The organism is Kitasatospora cathayae, from assembly GCF_027627435.1.
Taxonomy (GTDB): Bacteria; Actinomycetota; Actinomycetes; order Streptomycetales; family Streptomycetaceae; genus Kitasatospora; species Kitasatospora cathayae.
This window is the reverse complement of record NZ_CP115450.1, coordinates 5984052-6008168: the sequence shown is the minus strand read 5'-3', so window position 1 is coordinate 6008168 and position 24117 is coordinate 5984052. Positions and strand designations below refer to the sequence as shown.

General features: G+C 73.9%; 27 protein-coding genes and 1 other RNA gene. 12 read left to right on the top strand and 16 right to left on the bottom strand.

The window, feature by feature from the left end; translation table 11 throughout:
• The first annotated feature begins 64 nt into the window (after positions 1-64).
• On the top strand, positions 65-889 hold the full coding sequence (locus O1G21_RS26925; protein ID WP_270147252.1) for a site-2 protease family protein: 825 nt from the start codon (positions 65-67) through the stop codon (positions 887-889).
• On the opposite strand, the gene O1G21_RS26920 is transcribed toward O1G21_RS26925, so the two are convergent.
• Together O1G21_RS26920 and npdG are read right to left on the bottom strand one after the other, a co-directional pair.
• Entirely contained in the window at positions 886-1068 is a 183-nt protein-coding gene (locus O1G21_RS26920) for a hypothetical protein (protein ID WP_270147250.1), read from the bottom strand. The two genes, O1G21_RS26925 and O1G21_RS26920, sit on opposite strands and share 4 nt — an antisense overlap.
• A gap of 113 nt (positions 1069-1181) precedes the next feature.
• Positions 1182-1874 carry an NADPH-dependent F420 reductase gene (npdG, locus tag O1G21_RS26915; protein WP_270147248.1) on the bottom strand — a complete coding sequence of 231 codons (693 nt, stop codon included), beginning with the start codon at positions 1872-1874 and terminating at the stop codon, positions 1182-1184.
• Positions 1875-1921: 47 nt separating this feature from the next.
• Here npdG and O1G21_RS26910 point away from each other — a divergent pair, with 47 nt between their 5' ends.
• Positions 1922-2527, top strand: coding sequence for a hypothetical protein (locus tag O1G21_RS26910; protein ID WP_270147247.1), 606 nt, complete (start codon positions 1922-1924; stop codon positions 2525-2527).
• 187 nt (positions 2528-2714) lie between these two features.
• Here the strand turns inward: O1G21_RS26910 and O1G21_RS26905 are convergent, their stop codons facing one another.
• Entirely contained in the window at positions 2715-2945 is a 231-nt protein-coding gene (locus tag O1G21_RS26905) for a hypothetical protein (protein ID WP_270147246.1), read from the bottom strand.
• 106 nt (positions 2946-3051) lie between these two features.
• Between O1G21_RS26905 and map the strand changes: the two genes are divergently transcribed.
• On the top strand, positions 3052-3897 hold the full coding sequence (gene map / locus O1G21_RS26900; protein WP_270147244.1) for a type I methionyl aminopeptidase: 846 nt from the start codon (positions 3052-3054) through the stop codon (positions 3895-3897).
• Positions 3898-4158: 261 nt separating this feature from the next.
• Here the strand turns inward: map and O1G21_RS26895 are convergent, their stop codons facing one another.
• Complete coding sequence (locus tag O1G21_RS26895; RefSeq protein WP_270147242.1) at positions 4159-4857, bottom strand: bifunctional DNA primase/polymerase; 699 nt, start codon at positions 4855-4857, stop codon at positions 4159-4161.
• A 428-nt stretch (positions 4858-5285) separates the two neighbouring features.
• On the opposite strand from O1G21_RS26895, the gene O1G21_RS26890 reads away from it, so the two are divergent.
• A complete protein-coding gene (locus O1G21_RS26890; protein ID WP_270151507.1) occupies positions 5286-5504 on the top strand; it encodes a hypothetical protein in 219 nt (72 codons plus the stop codon).
• Positions 5505-5548: 44 nt separating this feature from the next.
• Positions 5549-5758, top strand: coding sequence for a hypothetical protein (locus tag O1G21_RS26885; RefSeq protein WP_270151506.1), 210 nt, complete (start codon positions 5549-5551; stop codon positions 5756-5758).
• Between the two features lie 57 nt (positions 5759-5815).
• On the opposite strand, the gene O1G21_RS26880 is transcribed toward O1G21_RS26885, so the two are convergent.
• Positions 5816-6490, bottom strand: a complete 675-nt coding sequence (locus O1G21_RS26880) for a PadR family transcriptional regulator (RefSeq protein ID WP_405000712.1) — start codon at positions 6488-6490, stop codon at positions 5816-5818.
• 156 nt (positions 6491-6646) lie between these two features.
• On the opposite strand from O1G21_RS26880, the gene O1G21_RS26875 reads away from it, so the two are divergent.
• Both O1G21_RS26875 and O1G21_RS26870 read left to right on the top strand, forming a co-directional pair.
• Entirely contained in the window at positions 6647-7045 is a 399-nt protein-coding gene (locus tag O1G21_RS26875) for an ACT domain-containing protein (protein ID WP_270147239.1), read from the top strand.
• 104 nt (positions 7046-7149) lie between these two features.
• Positions 7150-7407 carry a Prokaryotic metallothionein gene (locus O1G21_RS26870; protein WP_270147237.1) on the top strand — a complete coding sequence of 86 codons (258 nt, stop codon included), beginning with the start codon at positions 7150-7152 and terminating at the stop codon, positions 7405-7407.
• A 224-nt stretch (positions 7408-7631) separates the two neighbouring features.
• Here the strand turns inward: O1G21_RS26870 and O1G21_RS26865 are convergent, their stop codons facing one another.
• From O1G21_RS26865 to O1G21_RS26855, 3 genes are all read right to left on the bottom strand, one after another.
• Complete coding sequence (locus O1G21_RS26865) at positions 7632-8477, bottom strand: GNAT family N-acetyltransferase (RefSeq protein ID WP_270147235.1); 846 nt, start codon at positions 8475-8477, stop codon at positions 7632-7634.
• A 96-nt stretch (positions 8478-8573) separates the two neighbouring features.
• On the bottom strand, positions 8574-8771 hold the full coding sequence (locus tag O1G21_RS26860; protein WP_097238145.1) for a hypothetical protein: 198 nt from the start codon (positions 8769-8771) through the stop codon (positions 8574-8576).
• 1 nt (position 8772) lies between these two features.
• The gene (locus tag O1G21_RS26855; protein WP_333493497.1) at positions 8773-9381 is read right to left on the bottom strand and encodes a hypothetical protein; all 609 of its coding nucleotides are present in this window, start codon (positions 9379-9381) and stop codon (positions 8773-8775) included.
• Positions 9382-9527: 146 nt separating this feature from the next.
• On the opposite strand from O1G21_RS26855, the gene O1G21_RS26850 reads away from it, so the two are divergent.
• On the top strand, positions 9528-9830 hold the full coding sequence (locus O1G21_RS26850) for a hypothetical protein (protein ID WP_270147233.1): 303 nt from the start codon (positions 9528-9530) through the stop codon (positions 9828-9830).
• Positions 9831-10036: 206 nt separating this feature from the next.
• Here the strand turns inward: O1G21_RS26850 and rnpB are convergent.
• The 5 genes from rnpB to O1G21_RS26825 all read right to left on the bottom strand — a co-directional run bounded on the left by rnpB (position 10037) and on the right by O1G21_RS26825 (position 14365).
• Positions 10037-10434, bottom strand: an RNA gene (gene rnpB / locus O1G21_RS26845) — RNase P RNA component class A.
• A 13-nt stretch (positions 10435-10447) separates the two neighbouring features.
• Positions 10448-11959 carry an MFS transporter gene (locus tag O1G21_RS26840; protein WP_270147231.1) on the bottom strand — a complete coding sequence of 504 codons (1512 nt, stop codon included), beginning with the start codon at positions 11957-11959 and terminating at the stop codon, positions 10448-10450.
• Between the two features lie 169 nt (positions 11960-12128).
• Positions 12129-13604 (bottom strand): RNB domain-containing ribonuclease, encoded by a 1476-nt coding sequence (locus O1G21_RS26835; protein ID WP_270147229.1) that lies wholly within the window; start codon positions 13602-13604, stop codon positions 12129-12131.
• 54 nt (positions 13605-13658) lie between these two features.
• On the bottom strand, positions 13659-14033 hold the full coding sequence (locus O1G21_RS26830; protein ID WP_270147228.1) for a type II toxin-antitoxin system death-on-curing family toxin: 375 nt from the start codon (positions 14031-14033) through the stop codon (positions 13659-13661).
• On the bottom strand, positions 14030-14365 hold the full coding sequence (locus tag O1G21_RS26825; RefSeq protein WP_270147226.1) for a hypothetical protein: 336 nt from the start codon (positions 14363-14365) through the stop codon (positions 14030-14032). The genes O1G21_RS26830 and O1G21_RS26825 overlap by 4 nt, the downstream gene beginning before the upstream one ends.
• 183 nt (positions 14366-14548) lie before the next feature.
• On the opposite strand from O1G21_RS26825, the gene O1G21_RS26820 reads away from it, so the two are divergent.
• Together O1G21_RS26820 and yaaA are read left to right on the top strand one after the other, a co-directional pair.
• Positions 14549-15001 carry a DUF3995 domain-containing protein gene (locus O1G21_RS26820; RefSeq protein ID WP_270147224.1) on the top strand — a complete coding sequence of 151 codons (453 nt, stop codon included), beginning with the start codon at positions 14549-14551 and terminating at the stop codon, positions 14999-15001.
• 10 nt (positions 15002-15011) lie between these two features.
• A complete protein-coding gene (gene yaaA, locus O1G21_RS26815) occupies positions 15012-15797 on the top strand; it encodes a peroxide stress protein YaaA (RefSeq protein ID WP_270147223.1) in 786 nt (261 codons plus the stop codon).
• A gap of 37 nt (positions 15798-15834) precedes the next feature.
• Here the strand turns inward: yaaA and O1G21_RS26810 are convergent, their stop codons facing one another.
• Genes O1G21_RS26810 through O1G21_RS26800 form a run of 3 tightly spaced genes read right to left on the bottom strand, consistent with a single transcriptional unit; the run spans position 15835 to position 18585 of the window.
• Positions 15835-16977, bottom strand: coding sequence for a bifunctional RNase H/acid phosphatase (locus O1G21_RS26810; protein ID WP_270147221.1), 1143 nt, complete (start codon positions 16975-16977; stop codon positions 15835-15837).
• Between the two features lie 4 nt (positions 16978-16981).
• Positions 16982-17725 (bottom strand): zinc ribbon domain-containing protein, encoded by a 744-nt coding sequence (locus O1G21_RS26805; RefSeq protein ID WP_270147219.1) that lies wholly within the window; start codon positions 17723-17725, stop codon positions 16982-16984.
• Between the two features lie 23 nt (positions 17726-17748).
• Positions 17749-18585 (bottom strand): Nif3-like dinuclear metal center hexameric protein, encoded by an 837-nt coding sequence (locus tag O1G21_RS26800; protein WP_270147217.1) that lies wholly within the window; start codon positions 18583-18585, stop codon positions 17749-17751.
• Positions 18586-19023: 438 nt separating this feature from the next.
• On the opposite strand from O1G21_RS26800, the gene lanL reads away from it, so the two are divergent.
• On the top strand, positions 19024-22041 hold the full coding sequence (gene lanL, locus O1G21_RS26795; protein WP_333493496.1) for a class IV lanthionine synthetase LanL: 3018 nt from the start codon (positions 19024-19026) through the stop codon (positions 22039-22041).
• On the top strand, positions 22038-24029 hold the full coding sequence (locus O1G21_RS26790) for a S9 family peptidase (protein ID WP_270147214.1): 1992 nt from the start codon (positions 22038-22040) through the stop codon (positions 24027-24029). Before lanL ends, O1G21_RS26790 begins: the two co-directional genes overlap by 4 nt.
• Positions 24030-24117 lie beyond the last annotated feature (88 nt).

The following is a 24117-nucleotide window of genomic DNA, read 5'->3' as shown; positions in this document are numbered from 1 at the left end:
CCGCCCGGCATGATCGACCCCAGCCCGTATCCACCCCCTTCCTCTGCACCCGGAGCACCCACAGATGACCTTCGCCGCAACGCAGCGCTCCCGCAGCGAGGACCGCCGGATCAGCCCGGTGTTCTGGGTGCTCCTCGCCACCCTGGGCACCTCCGCCTGGGCGGTGTACTCCGGCTACGGCAACGCCTCGTTCGGGGTGTTCCTGTTCGTGGTGTCGGGCTGGATGGTCTCGCTCTGCCTGCACGAGTACGCCCACGCGCGCACCGCGCTGCACGGCGGCGACATCACCGTCGGCGCCAAGGGCTACCTCACGCTCAACCCGCTGAAGTACGCGAACGTGCTGCTCAGCTTCGTGCTGCCGATCCTCTTCGTGATCCTCGGCGGCATCGGCCTGCCCGGCGGCTCGGTCTGGATCGAGCGGAGCCGGATCCAGGGCCGGCTCAAGCACAGCCTGATCTCGGCCGCCGGCCCGCTGGTCAACCTGGTGATCGGGGCGGCGCTGCTGATCCCGGTCGGCGCGGGGTGGCTGGACAACCCGGGCCTCTCGATGGAGTGGCACGGCTTCGAGTGGCCGTGGCGCTACGCCCCGCTGGCCTGTGCCTTCGCCTTCCTCGGCCAGCTGCAGATCAGCGCCGCGATCCTGAACCTGCTGCCGGTGCCCGGCCTGGACGGCTACGGGATCGTCGAACCCTGGCTGTCGTACAGGACCCGGCGCTCGATCGAACCGTTCGCGCCGTACGGGATGCTCGCGGTGTTCGCCCTGCTGTGGCAGCCCGAGGTGCGGCACGTGTTCTTCGACCTGGTGTCCGCCGTGACGCACCTGTTCGGCATGACGGACGACAACTTCGCGGGCTACGGCCAGCTGCTGTTCCGCTTCTGGGAGAACTAGGCCCGCTCGGCCGCCTCCGCCAGCTTCGCCCTGCGCCGGTTCATCCACAGCACGTTGCTGGCCACCCCGGCCAGCGGCAGCCAGATCAGCCCGAGCCAGAAGCCCTCGATCACCGAGACCACGGCGGCCGCCAGCGCGAGGACGACGACGAGCAGGGCGAAGAGGGACGTGCGAGGCATGGCGCGGGGCTCCTAGGACCGGGTGCGGACGGCCGGGTGACGGCCGCCCCCCATTGTCGCCGACCTCACCTCCGGAACGGGTCCAGGGGTGAGGTCGACACGGCGCCCCTCGGTCACACGTCGGTGATCCGCAGGCCCGCGTGGGCCTTGTAGCGGCGGTTGACCGAGATCAGGTTGGCCACCAGCGCTTCCACCTGGTGGGCGTTGCGCAGCCGGCCGGAGTAGATGCCGCGCATGCCGGGGATCAGGCTCGCCAGTGCCCGGACGACGTCGGTGGCGGCCCGGTCGTCGCCGAGCACCATGACGTCGGTGTCGATCCGCTCCACCGACTCGTCCTGCAGCAGCACCGCCGAGAGGTGGTGGAAGGCGGCGGTGACCCGGGCGTCCGGCAGCAGGGCGGCGGCCTGCTGGGCGGCACTGCCCTCCTCGGGCTTCAGCGCGTACGCGCCCTGCTTGTCGAAGCCGAGCGGGTTGACGCAGTCGACGACGATCTTTCCGGCCAGTTCCTCGCGCAGCGCGGTCAGGGTGGCGGCGTGGCCCTCCCACGGGACCGCGATGATCACCACGTCGCTCTCCCGGGCGACGGTGGCGTTGTCGGCGCCGCGCACGCCCACGCCCAGCTCGGCGGCGGAGGCCTCGGCCCGGGCGCCGTCACGGGAGCCGATGATCACCTGCTGGCCGGCCTTGGCCAGCCGCAGGGCCAGGCCGCGCCCCTGGTCGCCGGTGCCGCCCAGGACGCCGACCACCAACTGCGAGACGTCCGGCAGCTCGTGGGCCGGGTTTGTCGCTGAATCGAGGGAAGTCATGGACTGATCTTCCCAAATCGCGGGCCGGGCGCGACATCCTGGCCCGCATGGACGCGGTGAGAGTTTCGGCACTCCGGGAGCGGCTCACGGGCACCGGCTGGCTGGAGGCGGTCGGCGGCTTCGCCGGCTCGCTGCGGCGCTCGGTGGAACGGCGCGGCGCGGGCGAGTTGCTGCTGGTCGGCACCGAGGCGTACGAGCCCTGGCACCTGGCCGCCCACCTGGAGGACGAGGCCGCCTGGTCGGCCGTCCCCCGGCTGACCCCCACCCTGCTGCGGCACCGCCCACCGGCCGCCGCCCCGGCCCACCTGACGCACGGCCTGCGGCGGCTCGCCGAGGCCGGGCGCGGCGCCACCGTGCTGGTGGTGGCCCCCGGGGCGGCGGGCACCCCGCTGCTGGAGCGCGTGCAGGACGCCCGCCGGCAAGGGGCGACGGTGCTCGCGCTGGAGGGCGCCGGCCCTGCGATCCCGGGGGACCTCGCCGGCCTCGCGCACGAGCGCCTCGCCGTCGGCACCGCCGCCGAGGAGCCCTTCGACCTCGCCCAGCACCTGGTCAGCGCCGCCGCCGGGCAGCCCGTCGGCCGCCGCTCCGCCCTGGGCCGGCTGGCCGAGCTCGCCGGGCGGCTGACCTCGACGCCCCCGCTCAGCCGCTGGTGAGGAATCCGTTGCGGGGAGTGAAGTAGCCGTCCCAGGATGGTGGTTCGTGAACGACGACGAACCACCCCGTACCCGGTCAGCCGTGCGCGCTGCTGCGCTCGCTGACGCCCGACCTGTACGTCGCCGTGCCGATGCGTCAGTCGGCACACCGGTGGCGGCCTCGTCGTCGCGGCGCACGATCACGGGGCTACTCGGTCCCCTCGTCCTTCGGCTTGTCGCTCCAGCGCGGGTCGTTCTGCCACTCCCGGTTGCGCTCGTCCGCGATCTGCAGGGCGTGGGCGGCCTCGTCGGGAGTGGCGTACGGGCCGAGGCGGTCCTTGGCGGGGCACTCGGGGCCCTCCTCGACCTTGCCGTGCTTGATGCAGTAGAACCACTCGCCGGGCTTGCCGGTCGGCTTGCGGTGGAATCCGAGGGGCATCGCGCTCTCCCGTCCAGACGTAGGGGTGGGTACCGATCATTCCCCGGGCCGGGCCCCCGCGCACACCACCCGGGGACGACGGGGCCCGGCGGATAGACTCGCCGCCATGGCTCTCGTACCCGGCATCCAGTCCCCCACCCGCAAGGTCCCGGCGCACATCCCGCGCCCCGAGTATGTCGGCAAGCCCGCGCCGACGCCGTACACCGGGCCCGAGGTGCAGACCGCCGAGACGATCGAGAAGATGCGGATCGCGGGCGGGATCGCCGCCCGGGCGATGGAGGAGGCGGCGAAGCTGATCGCCCCCGGCGTCACCACCGACGCGCTGGACGCCGTCGCCCACGCGTACATGTGCGACCACGGCGCCTACCCCTCCGACCTCGGCTACCGCGGCTTCCCCAAGTCCGTCTGCACCTCGATCAACGAGGTGATCTGCCACGGCATCCCGGACTCGACGGTGCTGCAGGACGGCGACATCGTCAACATCGATGCCACCGCGTACATCCACGGGGTGCACGGCGACCTCAACGCCACCTACCTGGTCGGCGACGTGGACGAGGAGTCCCGGTTGCTGGTCGAGCGCACCCGGGAGTCCCTCAACCGGGCGATCAAGGCGGTCAAGCCGGGCCGTCAGATCAACGTCATCGGACGGGTCATCGAGTCCTACGCCAAGCGCTTCGACTACGGCGTGGTGCGGGACTTCACCGGACACGGCATCAACACGTCGTTCCACTCCGGCCTGATCATCCCGCACTACGACAGCGAGCGGGCCACCGAGGTCATCAAGCCCGGCATGACCTTCACCATCGAGCCGATGCTCACCCTGGGCACGTACGACTACGAGATCTGGCCGGACGGCTGGACGGTCGTCACCAAGGACCGCAAGCGCACCGCCCAGTTCGAGCACACCCTGGTGGTCACGGCGGACGGCGCGGAGATCCTCACCCTGCCGTGAACCCGTGCGGGCGCGCCCCGAGCCGAAGGGGCGCGCCGGTGCCGAAAGGGAGAAGCGACAAGCGAGGAACGAGCGCCGGAGCGACGACCGTCGGCACCGGGTCAGAGCGGCCCGGAGGCGAGCGGGTGAGTAACCCGCCCCGAGCCGAAGGGGCGCGCCGGTGTCGAAAGGGAGAAGCGACAAGCGAGGAACGAGCGCCGGAGCGCCGACCGTCGGCACCGGGTCAGAGCGCCCCGGAGGCGAGCGGGTGAGTAACAGCCGTCAGCCGATCAGCCACTGCTCCTCGGCGACGGCGCCCACCTCGGTACAGGCGTCGGTGAGCACGTCCAGCACCCGCAGCGGGTCCGGCAGCGGCAGTTCGGGCCCGCGCAGCCACCGCACCTGGGAGCCGTCCGGCAGCGCGGCCGGCGGGAGCAGGGTGTACGAGCCGCGGCAGTGCCAGCGCAGGCCGGGGTGCTCGGACATGGTGTCCGGGGTCGAGTCGAGCGCGCTGTCCCACCACTCGTCCTCGTCCTGCGGGGTGCCGCGGGTGGCGGTGAAGAACAGGTAGCGGTCCTCGCCCACGGCGGCGACCGGGCCCTCGACGCCCAACGCGGTCAGCCGCTCGAGTGCCAGCCGACCGGCCTCAGCCGGGACGTCCAGAACGTCGTGCACCCGCCCGGTGGCGGTGACGAAGTTGGCCTGCGGGTCGCGGGAGAGCCAGCGGGAGAGCTGCTCGGGGTCGGTGGTGGCCTGGGTCTGCCAGGCGAAGGAGACCGGGTGCTGGGCCGGGGCCGGACAGGCCACCCGGTCGCAGGAGCACCGGTAGCCGGCCGGGTGGGCGGCGGGCGCGAGGGGGAATCCGGCGCGCACCGCGCCGAGCAGGTGGTCCAGTCTGGCTGCCGGGTCCGTGCCGTCGGGGCGGGCCCGCTGTCGGTCACGCTTCTGCCACCAGGTCGTCCACCTGCTGCCGGCTTCCATCGGGCCCCTTCCGCGCAACTGCCGTGCCTGGTGCGACACAGCGTTCGACGTTCCACTCCGACGCAACGCACAGCGCCCCCCGCTGCTTCCCGGGGCAGTGCTCGGCCCTGCTGTCCGCGCCCTGCCGACCGCGGCCCGGGGTCACCGGACGGCCGACGCCCGGGTCTCGGTACGCCTGTCGCGGCAGCACGCTGTCCGCGCCGGTGACGGCCGGAGGGCACGCAGACTCGCGCCTCGCCCGGCCCGTACGGGGCCCGCTGACCCGGGGTGAACCCGAGGGCGTAACAGGAAGGATAAGGGTGCGCGGGGCCTCCCGATGACCGGGGGCGGTGCCTCTCCGGTCACACCCCGGGCACTTCGTCCTCACCGGGCCTCCGCTGCGGGGTGCTCCCGGCGTGGCCACCGCGTGGAGGTGAGACCCTGGAGGGGTGAAGAGCGCGGACACCGAATTCGTCGGCGGCCCCCTGGACGGGAAGGTCCTCCCGATCCCGCTGGGGCCGATGCTCGGCGTGCCCAAGAAGTACAAGGTCCCGGTCCCCGCGCACGGTGACTCCCCCGCGCGCACACTGGTGTACGTCCGGACCAAGCAGGTGCGGGGGCTGAGCTGGTTCTGGCGCTACGAGTACGACGAGGCGGCCTCCGGCTGACGGTCCGCCCGTCCGTTCCCCCCTCGCCTCCCCGGGAGGTCGGCATGGCCAGGACGGTCCGGTACGCGGAACGGCACCGCAGGAGCCGCGCGCAGGCGGCCGCCCACCACAACCGGCAGGTCGCCGGGGTGACGGCGGTGCTGCTGCTGGTGGTGTGCCTCTACTCCGTGACGATCGGCCCGGACGGCTGGCTCTGGTTCGGCTGGGCGGTGCTGCTGCTCGCCTGTGTGGCCCTGTTCCTGACCCATCCCTGAGCAGCCGCAGCGCCCGTGCCCGTCGGCTCACCGGCGGCACCGGTCCCCCCGGACCGGTCAGTCATCCTCGGCGAGGATGAGGTACAGCTTCTTGCGGGCCTCGGTCAGCACCGCCAGGCCCTTGGTGCGCTGCGCCTCGGTGCCGGTCCGCATCACCTGCTGGACCGCCTGGTCGACCGCGGCGAGCGCCTGCCCGACCTCCTGGACGGCCTCCCAGTCGACCTCCCGGCCGGCCTCGGCCCACGGCTCCGCAGGCCCGGCCTCGGCCTCGGCGCGGCCCGCCTCGGTGAGCGAGACCAGCCGCTTGCCGCCGACCTCCTCCGCGGTGATCAGGCCCTCCTCCTCCAGCAGCTGGAGGTTGGGGTAGATCGAGCCCGGGCTGGGCCGCCAGGCCCCGTTGGTCCGCTCGGTGATCTCGGCGATCATCTCGTAGCCGTGCATCGGCCGCTCCTTGAGCAGCGCCAGCAGCGAGGCCCGGACGTCACCGCGCCGGGCCCGGCCACCGCGCCGACCGTGCGGGCCGCCGCGCCGACCGCCGTGCCCGCCGAAGCCGTGCCCGAACGGGCCGCCCATCGGCCGGCCGGGGCCGCCGCCGAACGGCGGGCCGAAGCCGCCGAAGGCCGCCCGCTCCCCGAAGCCCTCCCCGGGCATGCCCCGGAAGTCCGGACCCGGACCACGACGTCGTCCGCCGCCGCGCGGGCCCTCTCCGCGGAATCGCATTCCTGAGCGCATGGCGCCCACCTCCTTGAGGTTCCATCTGGTTCTCCGAGACAGTCGAGTCACTGTCTCGATAGTTCGACGATATATCGGCGACTGTCGCTCGTCAACGGATTCCGACACGCCTCCACCAGGCGGCGCGGCCACCGACGAGCCGATACGGTGACGGGCATGGCCGGTGAACGAGACCTTGCGACCCTGCTGCGCGGGATGCGACCGCAGCTCAACCCGGGGCGGTACGTCTACTGCACCCTCCCCGCGAAGGTGCCCGCCGGGATGCGGCCGGTGGTGACCGTCGCCGAACCCGAAGGGGTGACGGTCGTGGTCCCCCAGGAGGAGGCGGACGCCCTCGGGCTGCGCTACGAGTACGTGGCGGCCTGGATCACCCTGCAGATCCACTCCGCGCTGGAGGCCGTCGGACTGACCGCGGCCGTGGCCGGGCGGCTCGCCGAGGAGGGCATCAGCTGCAACGTGGTGGCCGGTTTCCACCACGACCACCTGTTCGTCGCCGCCGACGAAGCCGACCGCGCCGTCCGGGCCCTGGCGGAGCTCTCGGCCCGCTCCGCCTGATCCGCCTGGCGGTCCCGCCGGGTGGCCGCCTTCGACCTCCGCTTCGACACTGGGAGTGTCAGCCGCCACCCACCGGCTGCCCCCACCGGAAGGAGACGGCCGCCATGGCCACCTGCGTCACCTGCGGAAACGACTACTGGCTCGCCTTCGAGATCAAGACGGTCACCGGCGACACCTACACCTTCGACAGCTTCGAATGCGCGATCCAGAAGCTCGCCCCCCGCTGCGAACAATGCGATGTCCGCATCGTCGGCCACGGCGTCGAAGTGGCCGGCAGCTTCTTCTGCTGCGCCAACTGCGCCCGCGTCAACGGCGGCCTCGGCGATCAGATCCGCGATGCCGTCGGTTCCCGCCCGGCCTGAGCCCCCTCGATGCACGAAGGCCCTCCGACCCGTGCGGGTCGGAGGGCCTTCGGCCGTTCAGGGGGCGGAAGAGTCGGCCTGTACGCCGGGAACAGTCTCTTCACGAGCAGCGACCCGCGGAAACGTCGTTCCCGGCGGTCCGATCGCCACGTGATCGCCACACCTTCGGCGACCGCCACTCACTTCGCCTCTTGAGCGGCTCCTCGTCCGTCGTGAGGCTCTCGTCAGACGGTGGTGGTGCAGACGAATCCGAGGTCGGCCAGGCCCTCGCTCTGGCACAGCCGGTCGGATGCGCCCCCGGCAGCTGTCTGCAAGAGCTGGTAGTCGGCGCCGCACTCCTTGCCCCAGTGCATCGCCGAGCGCCACAGGAGCCGCCCGAGGCCGAGGCCTCGGTATTCCGGCAGAACACCGAAGTACTGCGGGAGGAGTCGTCGCCTACCGATGGGGTCGGCCATGGTCTCCATGGGGCCGATTCCGCCTACTACGCGCTCGTCCTGGACAGCGACCAGCACGGGTCCGACGCTGTCGATCCGGGAGTGCAGGAACACGAAGCCCTCGCCGGCCAGCTTCTCGGCGAACTCGGGGAAGGTGGTCCGGATGGCTTCGGGCTGTTGGCCGAGGGCCTCGATTCCCTCAACGGCAGGTGCGTCCTGATCGAAGGCACGGAGCTGTACGCGGGTAGAGGCGGCCACTGGGTCGGCGGCGTCCTGGAACCACACCACACGGGCTTTGGATGCATCGCGCCCGGCGGCGAGCTTGGCGGCCAGCTCCTCGGCCTCCGGCCGGTACTCGCGGGCGCCATAGAGATGGACGCGCAGGATGCCGCGACCGGTGATGGTGGGGATCAGTGTGCGAGCCTGGTCCTGAACGACGGCGTCCACCAGGACATGCTCGTCCTTGTGGTCGGACCACCGCCGGTCCTTGTCGTGCGGCAGGAATTCTCCAGTGCCAGCGACGGCGAACACCTCGGCCAGAAGCTCAGCGGAAACAGCTTCGGGGTGGAGCGGCCCGAGCGTCGGAAAATACGGGACGCACATCACGGGGCGCAGCAAGTCCCAGCGCAGATCCATACCCGCACCCTACTCGCCCGCCCCGCACGGCTCAGGCCCCGACGCAGAGAGCGCCGGGGCCTGAGCGTTACTGATCAGGCGCGATCAGCAGGTGGTTCAGTGGGGATTGTCGTCGCCCGCGTTGCACGAGCACTTCACGCTGTCCATGACGTCGTCCAGGTCGCCGACGGCGATGATCTCGGTGACGGGCGGGGTCGGGGCCGCGATCGGCCTCGTGAGGTACGGCAGGCGCTGGGCCGGGCCGTCGTCCGGGAGCGGACGCCTCGGGGAGAGTTCGACAGCTACAGCGGTCATGTCATCCTGCTTTCTTGATCCCGTGCTGGCAGTAACTTGCGAGTGGTGCCTTCGCCTCCTGGTAGTGCTTGGCCAGCGGCCGGCAGACAGTGCACGAGCCTGAGAGCTGGCAGCCGGAGCAGCCACCGGTGCGAAGCATGAGGCGGTCGGCGATGGCGCCGAGCCGGGCGAGGCCGTCGATCCCCTCGGAGGGAAGACTGATCTGGTCGTCACGGCCGATCTTGCAGATGGACACCAGCCCGTGTGGGTCGGTGTGGAAGAAGGTGTGTCCGGCGTTGCAGCCTCCGAACGGCTTGCGCATTCGCAGGTGCTCCTTGGACTGCGTGGTCAGCGACTCCGCCCCGCCGTAGATCGTCGGAGTCAAGTTGGCGAAGACGTTGTACTCCAGCCCCCAGCCTTCACACAGGTCGATCATCGCCTGTTCCTCGGTGGCGTTGTCCTCGGTGACGATGATGCTCATCCGCAGTGGGAGCCTGGCGCGGCGGGCGGCGTTCATGCCCTGGATGAACAGGTCCCAGGCGCCCTGTCGCTGGGTCAGCTCGTCGTAGCTGGCCTTGGTCGCCCCGTACATCGACACCGTGACTCGGTAGGGCGGGCACTCGCGGAACATCTCCAGCAGGTTCTCCAGCGCAGGCGACCTCCGGAGACCTCGATGGGGCCCGGCGAGCACTGGACGACGCGCGCAATCTCGCGGAGCGCCTGGACGGCGCCGAGGCGGCCGACACCTGGTTTGGCTACCCCGAGCAGAAGCACCACGTGCACCTGTCGCAGGCGTACACACTGCTGGGCGACACGGGCAGCGCCCACCAGGCGCAGGAGGACGCCCTGGCGCTCACGGATTCTCCGTCGGTGATGGTGCGCGCCCTGCTGGCAGTGGACACCGCCGCATGCCTGCACGTCGACGGCGACCCGTCCGGTGCCGCCGAAATGGCATCCGGGGTGTGGGAGCGGCTGCCGGCCACCTACCGTGAGGGTCTGATCCGATCCCGCGCCGAGACGCTGCATCGCCAGCTCACCGGTCGGCCGTACGCGCTGCTCGGGGAGGCGCTGGCCAGCTGAGTCGCGCGTCGAGTGCTGTCGTGATCAGCGCATGGGTCTCGGATGGCTGTTTCGACAGTTCTCACCGCCACGCGATCGCCACAGCACACCCAGAAACAGGCAGAAACAGAAACGAAGAGTCAGCAAGTGGTTACAGGTCTTCGAGGCATGAAAAGGCCCCCTGACCTGCTGTTTCGCAGGTCAGGGGCCTTCCCTCAGATCGGCGACGGAAGAGTCGGCCTGTACGCCGGGTTCTGTCACCCGGGTCGCTTGCGCGGCCCGGGGAGACGGCCATCCATCTAGGGCTGCCGTTGCCGACAGCCTCGTGCGGTCTACCCGCGAGCTCGGGCGAGCAGCCCTCGAACACTCGCGCACGGTGCCCGGAGGCACCGATCTTGACCTTGCTCCAGGTGGGGTTTACCTAGCCGGCCGGGTCACCCCGGTCGCTGGTGGTCTCTTACACCACCGTTTCACCCTTACCCACGCGCCGAAGCGGTGGGCGGTCTGTTTTCTGTGGCACTGTCCCGCGGGTCACCCCGGGTGGGCGTTACCCACCACCCTGCTCTGTGGAGCCCGGACGTTCCTCGGCGGGTCAGGGACCCGTCGCGACCGCCCGGCCGGCTCTTCCGCCGTAGTGGTCATGGTAGCCGCTCGGGCGGGGCCTCCCGAACACCGGACCGGGCCACCGGGGGCTCGGCGCCGAGGCGGGCGGCCACCCGGGCGGCGGTGTCGGTGGCCCAGGTGCCGGTGGTGAGCACGCCGAGGGCGAGGATCGCGGCGCCGAGGCCGACCAGGATCCACCAGCCGGCGTGGCTGGCCGGGGCGAAGCCGGTGGCCAGCGGGCCGACCACGGCCGAGGTGACGACCGTACCGATCACCGCGACACCCAGCGACTGGCCGACCTGGCGGCTGGTCGAGGCGACGGCGGCGGCCACGCCCGCCTGGGAGCGCGGCATGCCGGAGACGGCCGCGTTGGTGATCGGCGCGTTGACCATGCCGAAGCCGAAACCGAACAGCGCGTACGCGACCAGCAGCAGCGCGGCCGGGGAGTCCGCGGTCAGCCGGGTGAGCAGCAGGTCGCTCGCGGCCAGGCCGAGCCCGGCCACCACCAGCGGCAGGCGCGGGCCCCGGCTGCCGACGATCCGTCCGGACAGCGGCGCGCAGACCAGCATCAGCCCGGCCATCGGCAGCGTCCACAGGCCCGCCTCGACCGGGCCGTAGTGCCGGACGTCCTGCAGGTAGAGGGTGTTGAGGAAGAGGAAGCCGCCGAGCGCGGCGAAGGCGCAGACCGCGGTGACGGTGGCGCCGGTGAACGGCGCACTGGCGAAGAACCGCGGGTCCACCAGCGGCTCGGCGACCCGTCGCTCCCAGAGCGGGAAGGCGATCAGCGCGGCCACCGCGGCCGCGGCGAGGGCGAGGATCAGCGGGGAGGTCCAGCCGTTGCCCGGGCCCTCGATGATCGCGGCGGTGCCGCAGCCGAGCAGCACGATCATCAGCAGCTGTCCCACCGGGTCGAGCCGGCGCGGCCGCGGCGCGCGCGACTCGGGGACGTAACGGATGGTCAGCAGTATGGCGAGCAGGGCCACCGGAACGTTGATCAGGAAGATCGAGGGCCAGCCGGCGCCGTCCACCAGGAAGCCGCCGAGCAGCGGGCCGAGCGCCATCGAGATGCCGACCACACCGCCCCAGACGCCGATCGCCCGGGCCCGTTCCTTCGGGTCGGTGAAGGTGTTGGTGATGATCGACATCGCCACCGGGTTGAGCATCGAGCCGCCCACCGCCTGCAGCGCCCGGAACACCACCAGCCACTCCAGGCTCGGCGCCAGGCTGCACAGCAGCGAGCCGAGCGCGAAGCAGGTCAGCCCGATCTGGAACACCCGGCGACGGCCGAAGCGGTCGGCCACCGAGCCGAACAGCATCAGCAGCGAGGCCAGCACCAGGGTGTAGGCGTCGATGATCCACTGCAGGCCGGAGGCCGGGGCCCCCAGGTCCTTCTGGATCACCGGCAGTGCGATGTTCACCACGGTGTTGTCCAGGCCGACGATGAACAGGCTCAGGCAGCAGATCGCGAGGACGAGCAGACGGCGGCGCCGCCCGGCGACGGGGACGCGGGCGGCGGGGATGGCGGCGGGGGGCTGGGGATCGGGCACGGACCGATCCTCCCACTCCGGGGCGGGGGCGGGGTGGTACGGCGGACCGTCCGGGTGGCCGGGTCGGCGGCTCTCGGTCTCCGGCTTCCGGTCTCCGGCTTCGGTCTCCGGTTTTCCGGCTTCCGGCGTCCGGCTTCGGGCTTCCGGCGGTGGACCATCGGACGGCGCCTCAGACCGCGGCGAAGCGGACCGTCCGGGTCGCCGGGTCGGCCGTGGTGAGCCGGACGTCGATCATCCGGCCGAGCGGCAGCCGGGCGGCGACCCCGTCCGGCGAGCCGGACGCCGCGCCGTCGCAGCGGGCCCGGACGGCTGGCTCGCGCAGCTGGACGGTGCCCGAGCCGGGACGCCTCTCGTCCACCTCGATGACCACCGCGGCGAAGTCCTCGCCCTCCCGGCCGACCAGCAACTCCGCCTCCACCAGGTCCACGCAGGCCCGTTCGACCTCGCCCGCCCGCCGGTCCCCGCCCGCCATCAGCGCCGGCACGGCCGGCAGCGCCTCCCGCGCCCAGTCCGGCACGTCCTCCCCCGCCGCCACCGCCACGCACACCTCCTGGGCGAAGCGGTCGCCGAGCCGGCGCAGCGGCGCGGTGCAGTGCGCGTACGGGGCGGCCAGCGCGGCGTGCCCCGGCTCGGCGGGGGCGGGCAGGCCGCGGGACTCGTCGAAGGCGTGGTAGCCGGCGCCGCGCAGCAGACCGGTGCAGGCGTTGAGGAAGGCGGCGTTGAGCGGCACCTCCGGGTCCAGCGAGCGGATCAGCTCCGGGTACGGGACGGCCTGCGGCCAGTCGACGTCCAGCGCGGCGGCGATCCGGCGCAGCCGCTCGTACGCGGCGGCGGGCGCGGCGGGGAGGGTGCGCAGCAGGCCGACGCCCGCGTCCAGCATCAGTTCGGCCGCGGCCATGCCGGTGAGCAGCGAGATCTGGGCGTTCCAGCCGTCGGCGGGGCTGGGCGCGCGGTAGCCGAGGACGTAGCCGTGCAGGGTCTCCTCGACCTCCTGCTCGGGCACCGGCAGGCTGATCCCGCCCCGGGCGCGCTCCTGCTCCTCGCGCAGTCGGCCGACGGTGGCGAGCAGGGCGAGCTGCTCGTCGGCGCCGCCGAGGTCCACGGCGCGCTGGACGGCGGCGTAGTCCAGGCGGCGGTGCGAGCGCACCAGGGCGCGGCGGACGTCCGCCAGCACGACGGCGCCGTCGGCGTCCAGGTCCAGCTGCCAGAGCAGGGCCGGGCGGGGCTCGCCGGGCAGCAGGCTGGCGGCGTCCTCGGAGATCCGGGTGGGGTGGAGGGGGACGCGGTGGTCGGGGAAGTAGAGGGTCTCGACCCGGCGGCGGGCCTCGGCGTCGATGGCGCCGCCGGGGCGGACGAAGGCGGCGACGTCGGCGATCGCGTAGTGCACCCGGTAGCCGCCGCCGGGGCGGTGGCTGAGGTGCATGGCCTGGTCGAGGTCGCGGGAGCCGGGCGGGTCGACGGTGAACAGCGGCAGGTCGGTGGCGTCGTGCTCCGGCAGCCACGGGTGCTCGGCCGCCTCCTCCGCCTCGGCGAGCACCGCCTCGGGCCACTCGGTGTGGATCTCCAAGTGGGTGCGCAGTTCGGTCAGCTCGGTGTTGATCCGGGCGGAGTCGGCGGCCTTGACGCGTAGTTTTCGGCGAGGCATGCAGGCCAGCGTAGGGCGGAATCAGGTGATTCCGGACGGAGGCTCAGCGCGCCCTCAGCGCCCGAGCAGGGACTTCAGGTCCTTGGCGGCGAGCCCGATCGCGTCGTCGTACCCGCCGGTGGCGAGCCGCAGCATGAAGGCCACGGCGTCGTCCGGGTGCGGGTCGGCGTAGGGCTCGGCGTTGTAGTCCAGGAACAGCAGCATCGCCTCGAAGGCGGTGCGCTTGTTCCGGTCGACCAGCGGGTGGTTGCGGGCCAGGCTCTGGCCGAGCGCGGCCGCCTTGGTCCACAGGTCGGGGTAGGCGTCGGAGCCGAAGAGGCTCGCCTGCGGGCGGGCGATCGCCGAGAGCAGGCCGCCGAGGTCGCGGACGTTCTGCGGGCCCCCGGCGAGGTAGGTGACGTCGTCGAGGTCCAGGTACTCGGTGGTCACAGGTCCTTCAGCCTCTCCAGCGTCTCCGCGTTGGCGGCGCGGATCCGGGCCACCATGGCGGCGCGGCGCTCGGCCTTGCCCGGTGCGCCCTCGGTGAGCGCCTCCGGGAGCTCGGACTGGCGGACCTCGAAGGCCAGTTCGGCGGTGTCCGACCCGGTGGCCGCCTCCGTCACCCGGACGCGCCCGGCCATCACCGCCTGCGCGGCAGCCCGCAGCGCGAACTCCAGGGCCTGCCGGGTCTCGTCCGGCAGGCCGGCGGGCAGGCGCACGGACAGGGACTCCTCCACGGCTTCGCCGTCGCCGGGCACCAGGTCCAGGGGTCGCATGGTCATCTCGGTCACTCTCCTTCGCGGCTCACCGTGGTGCGGCTCACCGTAGTGGGGAACGCCGGACATTCCCACCGAATTGCCGCCGCCCCGGCGGCGGCCGCGTGCGTCGGGCGGCCCGGTGCGGGTGTCGGCGGCGGTGTGAGCACTCGTACGGTGGGGGTGGAACAGGGCGGAGGGGGTTCGGGCATGGGTGCTGCGGTACGGGTCGCCGGGGGTGCGGTGTCGGCGGCGTTGGCGGTGACCGGGGCGCTGCACGCGGTGTGGGCGGTGACGCCCTGGCCGTTGCGGACGCCGGAGGACTTCGCGGACACCGTGGTCGGCACGGGGGACGGGGTGCCGCCGGCCGGGGCGTGCCTGGCGGTGGCGGGGTTGTTGGGGGCGGCCTCCTACCTGGTGGGGGCGGAGGCCGGAGTGCTGCCGCAGGCCGGTCCGCGGGCGTTGCGGCGGGCCGGGGTGCGGGCGGTGGCCGGGGTGCTGGTGGCGCGCGGGGTGGCCGGGCCGGTGGTGTTCGGGCGGGTCAGCGGGCGCACGGAGCGGTTCCGGCGGCTGAACGTGCGGTACTACTCGCCCCTGTGCGTGGCGTTGGGCGCCGGAGCGGCCGCAGTAGGGTGGCGGGGTTCGTCCGCCACAAAGTGTTGAGGAGTCCGCTGTGCTGGTGCTGTTGCCGCCCTCGGAGGGCAAGGCCGCGTCCGGGGACGGCGAGCCGGTCGCGCTCGAGCGGCTGTCGCTGGCGGGGCTGACGGCGGCGCGCGGCGCGGTGCTGGACGCGCTGGTCGGGTTGTGCCGGGGCGACGAGGACACCGCCGCCGAGGTACTCGGGCTCACGCCCGGCCTGCGCGGCGAGATCGCCAAGAACGCAGGCCTGCCCACCGCCGGGGCCCGCCCGGCCGCCGAGGTGTACACCGGGGTGCTGTTCGACAACCTGGGCCTGGCCACCCTGGACGCCGCCGCGTACGACCGCGCCGAGCGCTCGCTGCTGGTGTTCTCCGGTCTGTGGGGCGCGGTGCGGATCTCCGACCGGATCCCGTCCTACCGCTGCTCGATGGGCGTGAAACTCCCCGGACTGGGGGCGCTCGGCGCGTACTGGCGGAGCGCGACGGCCTCCGTGCTCCCGGAGGTGGCGGACGGGCTGGTGCTGGACCTGCGCAGCTCCGCTTACGCGGCGGCCTGGAAGCCGGCCGGCGAGGTGGCCTCCCGTACCGCGACCGTCCGGGTGCTGCAGGAGCGGGACGGCAAGCGCACGGTGGTCAGCCACTTCAACAAGGCGACCAAGGGGCGGATCGTTCGGGACCTGCTGGTCGCCGGGACCGAGCCGAAGACCCCGACCGAGCTGATGGACGCGCTGCTGGCGCTGGGCCACCACGTCGAGCTGGCCGCGGAGGGCACGGCGCGCAAGCCGTGGCAGCTGGACGTGGTGGTCACCGAGGTGCACTGACCCCGGCGACGTGCGCTGACCCCCGCTGGAAGGGGCTTCAACGCAGGTGCGAGGCGTCGTTGAGCAGCCGCAGCGAGGCGTTGCCGTCCGCGTAGTACTGGACGGCGCAGATCGAGGCGGCGGACAGCTCCATCCGGTACATCGAGTCCGGCGGGGCGCCGAGGGCGAGCCGGACCAGCGTCTTGATCGGGCTGACGTGGGAGACCACCAGCACCGTCTTGCCCGGGTACCGGGCGAGGATCTTGTCCCGGGTGACGCCCGCCCGGTGGGTGAGGGTGGTGAAGCTCTCGGTGCTGCCGGTCGGCTTGGCCTTGGCGGAGCCGAGCCAGGCCGTCAGGTCGTCCGGGTAGCGCTCCCGCACCTCCGCGAAGGTCAGGCCCTCCCAGGCGCCGAAGTCGACCTCGCGCAGCCCGTCCTCGTACCGGACCTCCAGGCCGAGCCGGGCGGCGACGATCTCGGCGGTCTGCCGGGTGCGCCGCATCGGTGAGGCCACGACCGCCTGGATGCTGCCGCGCGCGGCCAGCGCCTCGGCGACCCGCTCGGCCTGCCAGCGGCCCTTGTCGGAGAGCTCCGGGTCGGTGCCGCCGCTGCCGGAGAAGCGCTTCTCCGGGGTGAGCGGGGTCTCGCCGTGGCGCAGCAGGACGAAGGTGGTCGGGGTGCCGAGGTCGGCGGGGGCGGCCCAGCCGGCCTTGGGGACGGCCTGCTCGAGCGGCGGCTCCTCGGTGACGGCGACGGCCCCGACGGGCTTGCGGGGCTCCCACTGGCGGCCGTCGCGGCCGGCGTCCATCGCCTCGTTGGCCAGCCGGTCGGCGTCCTTGTTCCGCTCGCGCGGGATCCAGGTGTACGTGACCCGGCCGTGCGGGAAGACCGCGCGCGCCTCGGCGGCGAGCGGCTGCATGTCGGGGTGCTTGATCTTCCAGCGCCCGGACATCTGCTCGACGACCAGCTTGGAGTCCATCCGGACGTCCACCGAGGCGTCCGGGTCGAGCTCGCGGGCAGCCCTGAGTCCGGCGATCAGGCCCCGGTACTCGGCCACGTTGTTGGTGGCGTGGCCGATGAACTCGGCGGCCTCCGCGACGAGCTGCCCGGTGTCGCCGTCCCGGACCACCGCGCCGTAGCCGGCCGGCCCCGGGTTGCCCCGGGACCCGCCGTCCGCCTCGACGATGAAGCGCGCCGCCACCGGGTCAGACGCCCGAGTCGGCCGTACGGACCAGGATCCGCGAGCAGTTCTCGCAGCGGACGACCTTGTCGGCCGGCTCGGCCTTGATCGCGTTCAGCTCGGTGATCGAGAACTCGGTGCGGCAGCCCTCGCAGCGGCGCTGGTAGAGGCGGGCCGCGCCGACGCCGCCCTGGGTCTCGCGCAGCTTGGCGTACAGCTTCAGCAGGTCGGCCGGGATGACGGCGGCGACGGTCTCGCGGTCGCGCTTGACCTTGTCGGCCTCGGCGTCGATCTCGGCGAAGGCGGCGTCGCGGCGGCCCTCGGCCTCCTTGAGGATCACGGTGGAGTGCTCCAGGCGGGCGCTCAGCTCCTCGACCCGGGTGTTGGCGCTCTCCTGGCGCTCCATGATCTCCAGCACGACCTCCTCGAGGTCGCCCTGGCGCTTGGCCAGCGAGCCGATCTCGTGCTGGAGGTTCTCCAGGTCCTTCGGCGAGGTGATCGCGCCGGAGTCGAGGCGCTGCTGGTTGCGGGCGGCGCGGGCACGGACCTGCTCGACGTCCTGCTCGGCCTTGGTCAGCTCGCGGGCGGTGTCGCCCTTCTGGGCCTCGGCGGCGATGACGAGGTCCTTGAGCGCGGTGTGGTCGGCGGTGGCCTTCTCGATCTCGGCGTGCTCGGGCAGGCTCCGGCGCCGGTGGGCCAGCTGGTCGAGCTTGGAGTCGATGGCCTGGAGGTCGAGCAGGCGGATCTGGTCGGCGGGCGCGGCGTTCAAGCGGAAAGCTCCTGTGAATCGGGTCAGGCGGTGAAGGACATGGGGGCGTGCGCGGTCCACGGGTCGGTGACCCGGTGGGAGACCTTGGTCTCCACGGCCCAGCCGCGCTGGTCGGCGGCGGCCAGCAGGGCGCGCTCGGCCAGGCCGAGCCAGGGCCACTCGGTGGCCCAGTGGGCGGCGTCGACCAGCGCGACCGGCGCGGCCTCGGTGGCCTCGGAGGCCGGGTGGTGGCGCAGGTCGGCGGTCACGTAGGCGTCCACGCCGGCCGCCCGTACGTCGGCGAGGAAGCCGTCGCCCGAGCCGCCGCACACCGCCACCCGGCTCACCAGCCGGTTCGGGTCGCCGGAGACGCGTACGCCGGCGGCGGTGGCGGGCAGGCCACTGGCGACCTGCGCGGCGAAGGCGGACAGCGTCAGCGGGGTCTCCAGCAGGCCGATCCGGCCGGAGCCGCGACGGCCCAGCGGGTCCGTGGGGTCCGGCACCAGCGGGCCGGTGACCCGCAGACCGACCGCCTCTGCGAGGGCGTCCGAGACGCCGGGGTCGGCGTGGTCGGCGTTGGTGTGGGCGACGTGCAGCGCGATGCCGTTGCTGATCAGCGTGTGCACCACCCGGCCCTTGAAGGTGGTGGCGGCGACGCTGGTGGTGCCGCGCAGGTACAGGGGGTGGTGGGTGACCACCAGGTCGGCGCCCCACTCCACGGCCTCGTCGACGACCGCCTGGACGGGGTCGACGGCGAACAGCACGCGGCTGACCTCGGCCTGAGGGTCCCCGCAGACCAGGCCGACGGCGTCCCAGGACTCCGCCCACTGCGGGGGGTAGACCTCTTCGAGCGCGGTGATGACGTCGGACAGTTTCGGCACCTGTCGAGACTACCGTGCGCGCGGGGGCGGTCGGGCCTCGGCCGATCGGGGGACGCCGTCGGCGGTCCCGCGCGGGCGTCCGGAGCCGTTCGGTCGCGGGTGCCGGGGCCGTACGGATGCGCGTCAACCTGCGACGGGGGCGCCCCGAGCGCCCCGCGCGGGCGGCGCGCTCCCGCACGCCCGGCGACCGTTACTCACAGCAGGGTTCTCGTACGAATTCGAAACCGCCCCTGGCTCACCCTTACGAGTGAAGTGACCGGCTCTGCGTTGAGCCCGCGGTTTTCTCGAAACTAACTTCAGTCCTGCGAACGGCAGTTGCCCCGTTCGCCCCGGCCGGAAGCCGGGGTGGGAGCGCTGCCGACGCGGTCCGGGCCCGTCGATCGAGCGGCCCAGTCCTCATCCCCCCGGAGGGGTTCCCCGACAACAACGGACGAAGGGATGTGGTGGCGAATGGGGGCGGGCACATCGCTGCGTACTGCTGTGGGCGGGGGATCGGCGGGACACGGACCGGATGATGCGGCCGGCGGCTGGCCGGAGGCGGCGCGGGCGGCACTGGCCGGTGCCGGAGGCCGGGGAGGCGGCGGTGCTTGGGAGGTCACCGTCGGGGGCTTCTGGTGCACGGCCAGGCCGTCCGCGTCCTCGCCCTTACCGGAGCAGGGCTGGAAGCTCCACGTCAGCGCGGCCTCGATGGTCGGCGGGGAGGTGCTCGCGGCGGTGCTGCGGGTGCTCGCCGTGGACCCGTGCAGCTTCAAGTTCGCCGCTGCGGAGGAGCGGCTGCGCGAGCTCAACTCCCGTAACAGTGAGCGTGGTTCGGCGGGCAAGTTCATCACCGTCTACCCGGCCGACGACGCGCAGTTCCAGCGGCTGGCGGCCGAGCTGGACCGGGTGACGGCCGGACTGCCCGGCCCGGTGGTGCTGTCCGACCGGCCGTACCGGCCGGGCAGCCGGGTGCACTACCGCTACGGCGCGTTCGCGGCGCGGGCGGAGCTCGGCAACGACGGGGAGTACCGCTCGGTGCTGCGCGGGCCGGGCGGGGAACGCACCGAGGACGTGCGCGGTGGGTCGTACCGGGCACCGGGGTGGGTGCGGGACCCGTTCGCTCCCCCCAACGCGCGCGAACGCGGGAGCGGGGGCGGGGGCGGGGCCGGGGTGCTGCTGGCCGGGCGCTACGCGGTGACGGCCGCCGTGCGGCACGGCGCCAAGGGGGGCGTGTTCCTCGGCCGGGAGACGGCGAGCGGCGCGGAGGTCGTGGTCAAGCAGGCCCGCGCCCACATCGAGGTCGACCGCGCCGGCACGGACGCCCGCGACGCGCTGCGCCACGAGGCCGCGCTGCTCGCCCGGCTGGACGGGCAGGAGGTGGTACCGCGCGCCGTCGAACTGATCGAGCAGGACGACTCCCTCTTCCTGGTGCAGGAACGGATCGCCGGACAGCCGCTCGGCAGCTGGGTCGCGGCCCGGCTGCGACGCGACGGCAGCCCCGACGTGGACTGGGCCGAGGCCGGACCGGTGGCGCACGGGCTGCTCGACCTGGTCGAGCGGGTGCACGCCCAAGGGCTGGTGCTGCGCGACCTCTCGCCCGGCAACGTCATGGTCCGCCCGGACGGCAGCCTGCGACTGGTCGACCTCGAACTCGCCGCCGAAACCGGCCGCCGGGCCGGAACCGCCGGCACCCCCGGCTACCGCGCCCCCGAACAAGGCCGGCTCGCACCCGCGGGCTCCAGCCTCGCCGCCCCGGCCGTCGACCTGTACGCGCTCGGCGGACTGCTCTTCCTGCTCGCCACCGGACACGACCCGCTCCTGCCCGAGGACCTCCCGCAGGCCCGGCCCGTCGCCGAACGCCTCGGACGCTGGCTCGCCCTCGCAGCCCGTTCGGGTGCGACGGCGCGGCGGCTGGCGCCGGTGGTCCTGGGCCTGCGGGCGGAGGAGCCGGCAGCACGGTGGGGGGTGGCCCGGGCCCGGGAGGCCCTGGGCGGGCGGGCCGGGCGGGCTGGAGCGGACGACGCGGCCGGGCGACCGGACGGCCCCGCCGCGGGAAGCACCCGGCTCAGTGGGCGCCGGGGTGGCAGCGGCCCGCACCCACCCGGCCCCGCGTCCACCGCCGTCGTCGCTCCGCTGTGGCACGCCGTCCCCCGACCGGGCGGCGACCCGGCGCCCTCCGACGTACCGGCGGACACCCCCGCGCTCGACCGCCTGCTGCACGACGGCCTGCGGCACCTCGCCGCCGGCGCGACGCCCGAGCGGTCCGACCGGCTGTGGCCCGTCGTGCCCGCCGGGGAGCGGACCGACCCGTGCAACGTCCAGCACGGCGCCGCGGGCGTGCTCGCCGTACTGGCCCGGGCGGTCGCGACCGACGGCCTGCCGGCCGAGGTGCGGGCGGAGGCCGCCCGCACGGCCCGTACCGCCGCGGACTGGATCGAACGGCGGGTCGCCGCCGAGCCGGTGGTTCTGCCCGGGCTGCACTTCGGGCGCTCGGGGACGGCGTGGGCGCTGCTGGACGCCGCCCGCGCGCTGGGCGACGACGCCGCGGCCGAACGGGCCGCGGCGCTCGCCCGGCGGGCGCCCGTCGAGTGGCCCAACCCCGATGTGTGCCACGGCGCGGCGGGCGCTGGGTTCACCCAACTCCGTTTCGCCGCCGACCACTTCGGCGAAGGCTTCGCCGAAGACTCCCGCGCGGTCTTCGCCGACCGGGCCGCCCGCTGCGCCCGCGCCCTGCTCGCCGCCGCGCGGCAGGAGCCGTACGGGACGGTCTGGCCGGTGCCCGGCGACTTCGACTCGGCACTCGCCGGGATCACCCACCTCGGCTTCGCCCACGGCGTGGCGGGCGTGGGCGCCTTCCTCCTCGCCGCCGCCGGGGCGACCGACCACCGCGCGCTGCGCGAGGACTGCACGGCCGCCGCGCTCGCCGCCGGGCGGACGCTCGGCGCGACCGTACGGTGGGGCGACGCCGAGCGGAGCACCGCCTGGTGGCCGCAGAGCGCGGGCGATCCGGAGCACCTCCGGCTCTCGCACTGGTGCAGCGGCTCCTCCGGCGCGGGCAGCTTCCTGCTGCGGCTGTGGCGGGCCACCGGCGACGCCGAAGCCCTCGGCCTCGCCCGCGCCGCCGGCCGGGCCGTGCTGGCCGGCCGCTGGCACAGCGGGGTGAGCGCCTGCCACGGCTCGGCCGGCGACGGCGAGTACCTGCTGGATCTCGCCGAGGCCACCGGCGAGCGGGAATTCCGCACCAGCGCAAGGGAGTTGGCTGATGTGATCACCGCCCGCTCCGCACTGCGGGACGGCCTGCTGGTCCTCCCCGACGAGACCGGCACCGGCTGCGCCGCCGGCTACGGCACCGGCACCGCAGGGCCGTTGGCCTTCCTGCTCCGGCTCCGCCACGGCGGCCCCCGGCTCTGGCTGGACCCGGTCTCCCCCGTCCGGCGGCAACTCCCCCACCACTCAAGCGGGGTGAGCGAGGCGTGAACGTGGCCACCCGCACCACCACCCAGGCCCTGCGCCGGCTGAGCTTCGCCTTCGCCGCCGACGGCAGCCACGCGGCCTGCCTGGCCTCGGCAGCCGACAGCGGCTGGTACGTGGAGAGTTGGCGCCTCCCGCCGGACGGTTCAGCGGCCGCCCCGGCCGCGCTGCCGCTGCCCGGCAACCGCTCGGAGAGCCTGCGTTCGCAGCTGGTCGCGCTGCCCGACGGCTCGGTGCTGGTCTGCCGGCACGACGGCGAGCGGCACGACCTGGTCCGCCTCTCGTACGGTGAGAACGGCACCGTGGAGGAGCAGTTGGCCACGCTCCGGATGCCCGGACTGCGCCTGCTGGCGCTCCCGGTGCCGCCCGGCGCCGACCCGCGCACCCCGGTGGCGATCGCCCTCGGCACGGACACCCGCCCGGCGACCACCGCGTGGCTGGTCCGGGTGGACGGCAGCGAGCCGGTACGGGTCGCCGAGATCCCCGGCCTGCACGGCGGCGGCGCCTGGCTGGACCACGCGGGCGCGCTGCTCGCGCTGGACCGGGTGGCCGGCGGGCTGGTCCGCAGCGTGGTGCTGGACCTGCGCAGCGGCATCACGACCCCGCTGCTGGAGATCGGCGAGCACAGCAACGACCGGCTGGTGCTGTTCGACCCGGACAGCCGCTTCGCGATGGTGCGCAGCGACGCGCCCGGCACCGATCGGCTGGGCTGGGGCGTGCTGGGCGGCGGGGAGCCGCTGCGGTTCCCGGAACGCCTGCACGTCACGGGCATGTTCCTGCGGCCGGTCGCGCTTCGGCAGGCGGCGGACGGCCCCCGGGTCGCGGTGCAGATCGACCACGGCGCCGGGTCGGCGCTCGCCCTGTGGCGGCCCGGCGTCGGCCGGCTGGACCCGCTGCCGGTGCCGCCCGGGCGGCTGGGCGCGGTCGGGCACTGGGACGAGGCGGGACTGCGGATCCCGTACTCCTCCCCCGATCACCCGGCGGCGCTGGCCACCCTGGACGTGGACGCCCTGCTGGCGCACGGACCGGCTCCGGCCGGATCGGCCCCGATCCCGCTGCCGCTCCAACTCGCCCCGCTGGGCTCGGGATTGCCCGGCCCCTGGCGGGACACCGCACTGCCCTGGCAGCCCGGCGGACCGCGCAGCTCGCCCGCCCCGCCCGCCGGCTGGCGCCTGGACGGCAGCACCCCGCCCGGTGACGGCGGCCGCTGGCAGCCCGCGCAGAGCCTCGAACTCGCGGGCCCGGCAGGCCCCTTGGAGGCCGTGGTGTACGGCGGGGACGCCTGGCTGAGCAGCCCGCACCTGGTGCTGGCGCTGCACGGCGGACCGGCGGACGCCTGGCGGCTGGAGTTCGACCCGGCGCTGCAGCGGATGGCCGCCGAGGGTCTGGCCGTGGTCGCGCCCAACCAGCGCGGCTCCACCGGCTACGGGGTGCCGCACGCGCTGGCGATCCGGGGCGCCTGGGGCGGTCCGGACCTGGACGACGTGCTGTACCTGCTGGAGGGCATCGCCGGTCAGCGCGCTGCACTCGGCCTGGAACCGCCCGCCCTGTTCGGGGTCAGCTACGGCGCGTTCCTGGCCCTGCTGGCGGCCGCGCACGCCCCCGCCGAGCAGGTCGCCCGCTGTGCGGTGGTCGCACCGTTCCTGTCCGGCGCCCGGCTGCTCGCCGAAGCGGCGCCACCCGTACGGGCGTTGACCACCCGGCTCGGCGGCGGCGAGCCGGTCCTGGACGCCCGCGGTCCGCGCGACGTGCTCCAGCTGGCGCACCGGCTGAGCGCGCCGCTGCTGGTGGTGCACGGCAACCGGGACGAGGTGGTGCCGGTGAGCCAATCCCGTTCGCTGCGCCACGAGTTGCTGCGGATCGGGCGGGTCGAGGGCGCGGACTTCCGGTACGTCGAGGCGGCCGGCTCCGGACACGAGGTGCTCGCCGAGGAGGGCGCCGCCGTGCTGCACGAACTGCTGGCCGCGTTCCTGCGGACCGGCCGACCGGGCTGACCCCTCACCACACACACCACGGACTCCCGGGCCCACGGCGGCCCGGGGCACGACCCCCGGCGCGGCGGATGGAGGCCGCCCGGGGCGA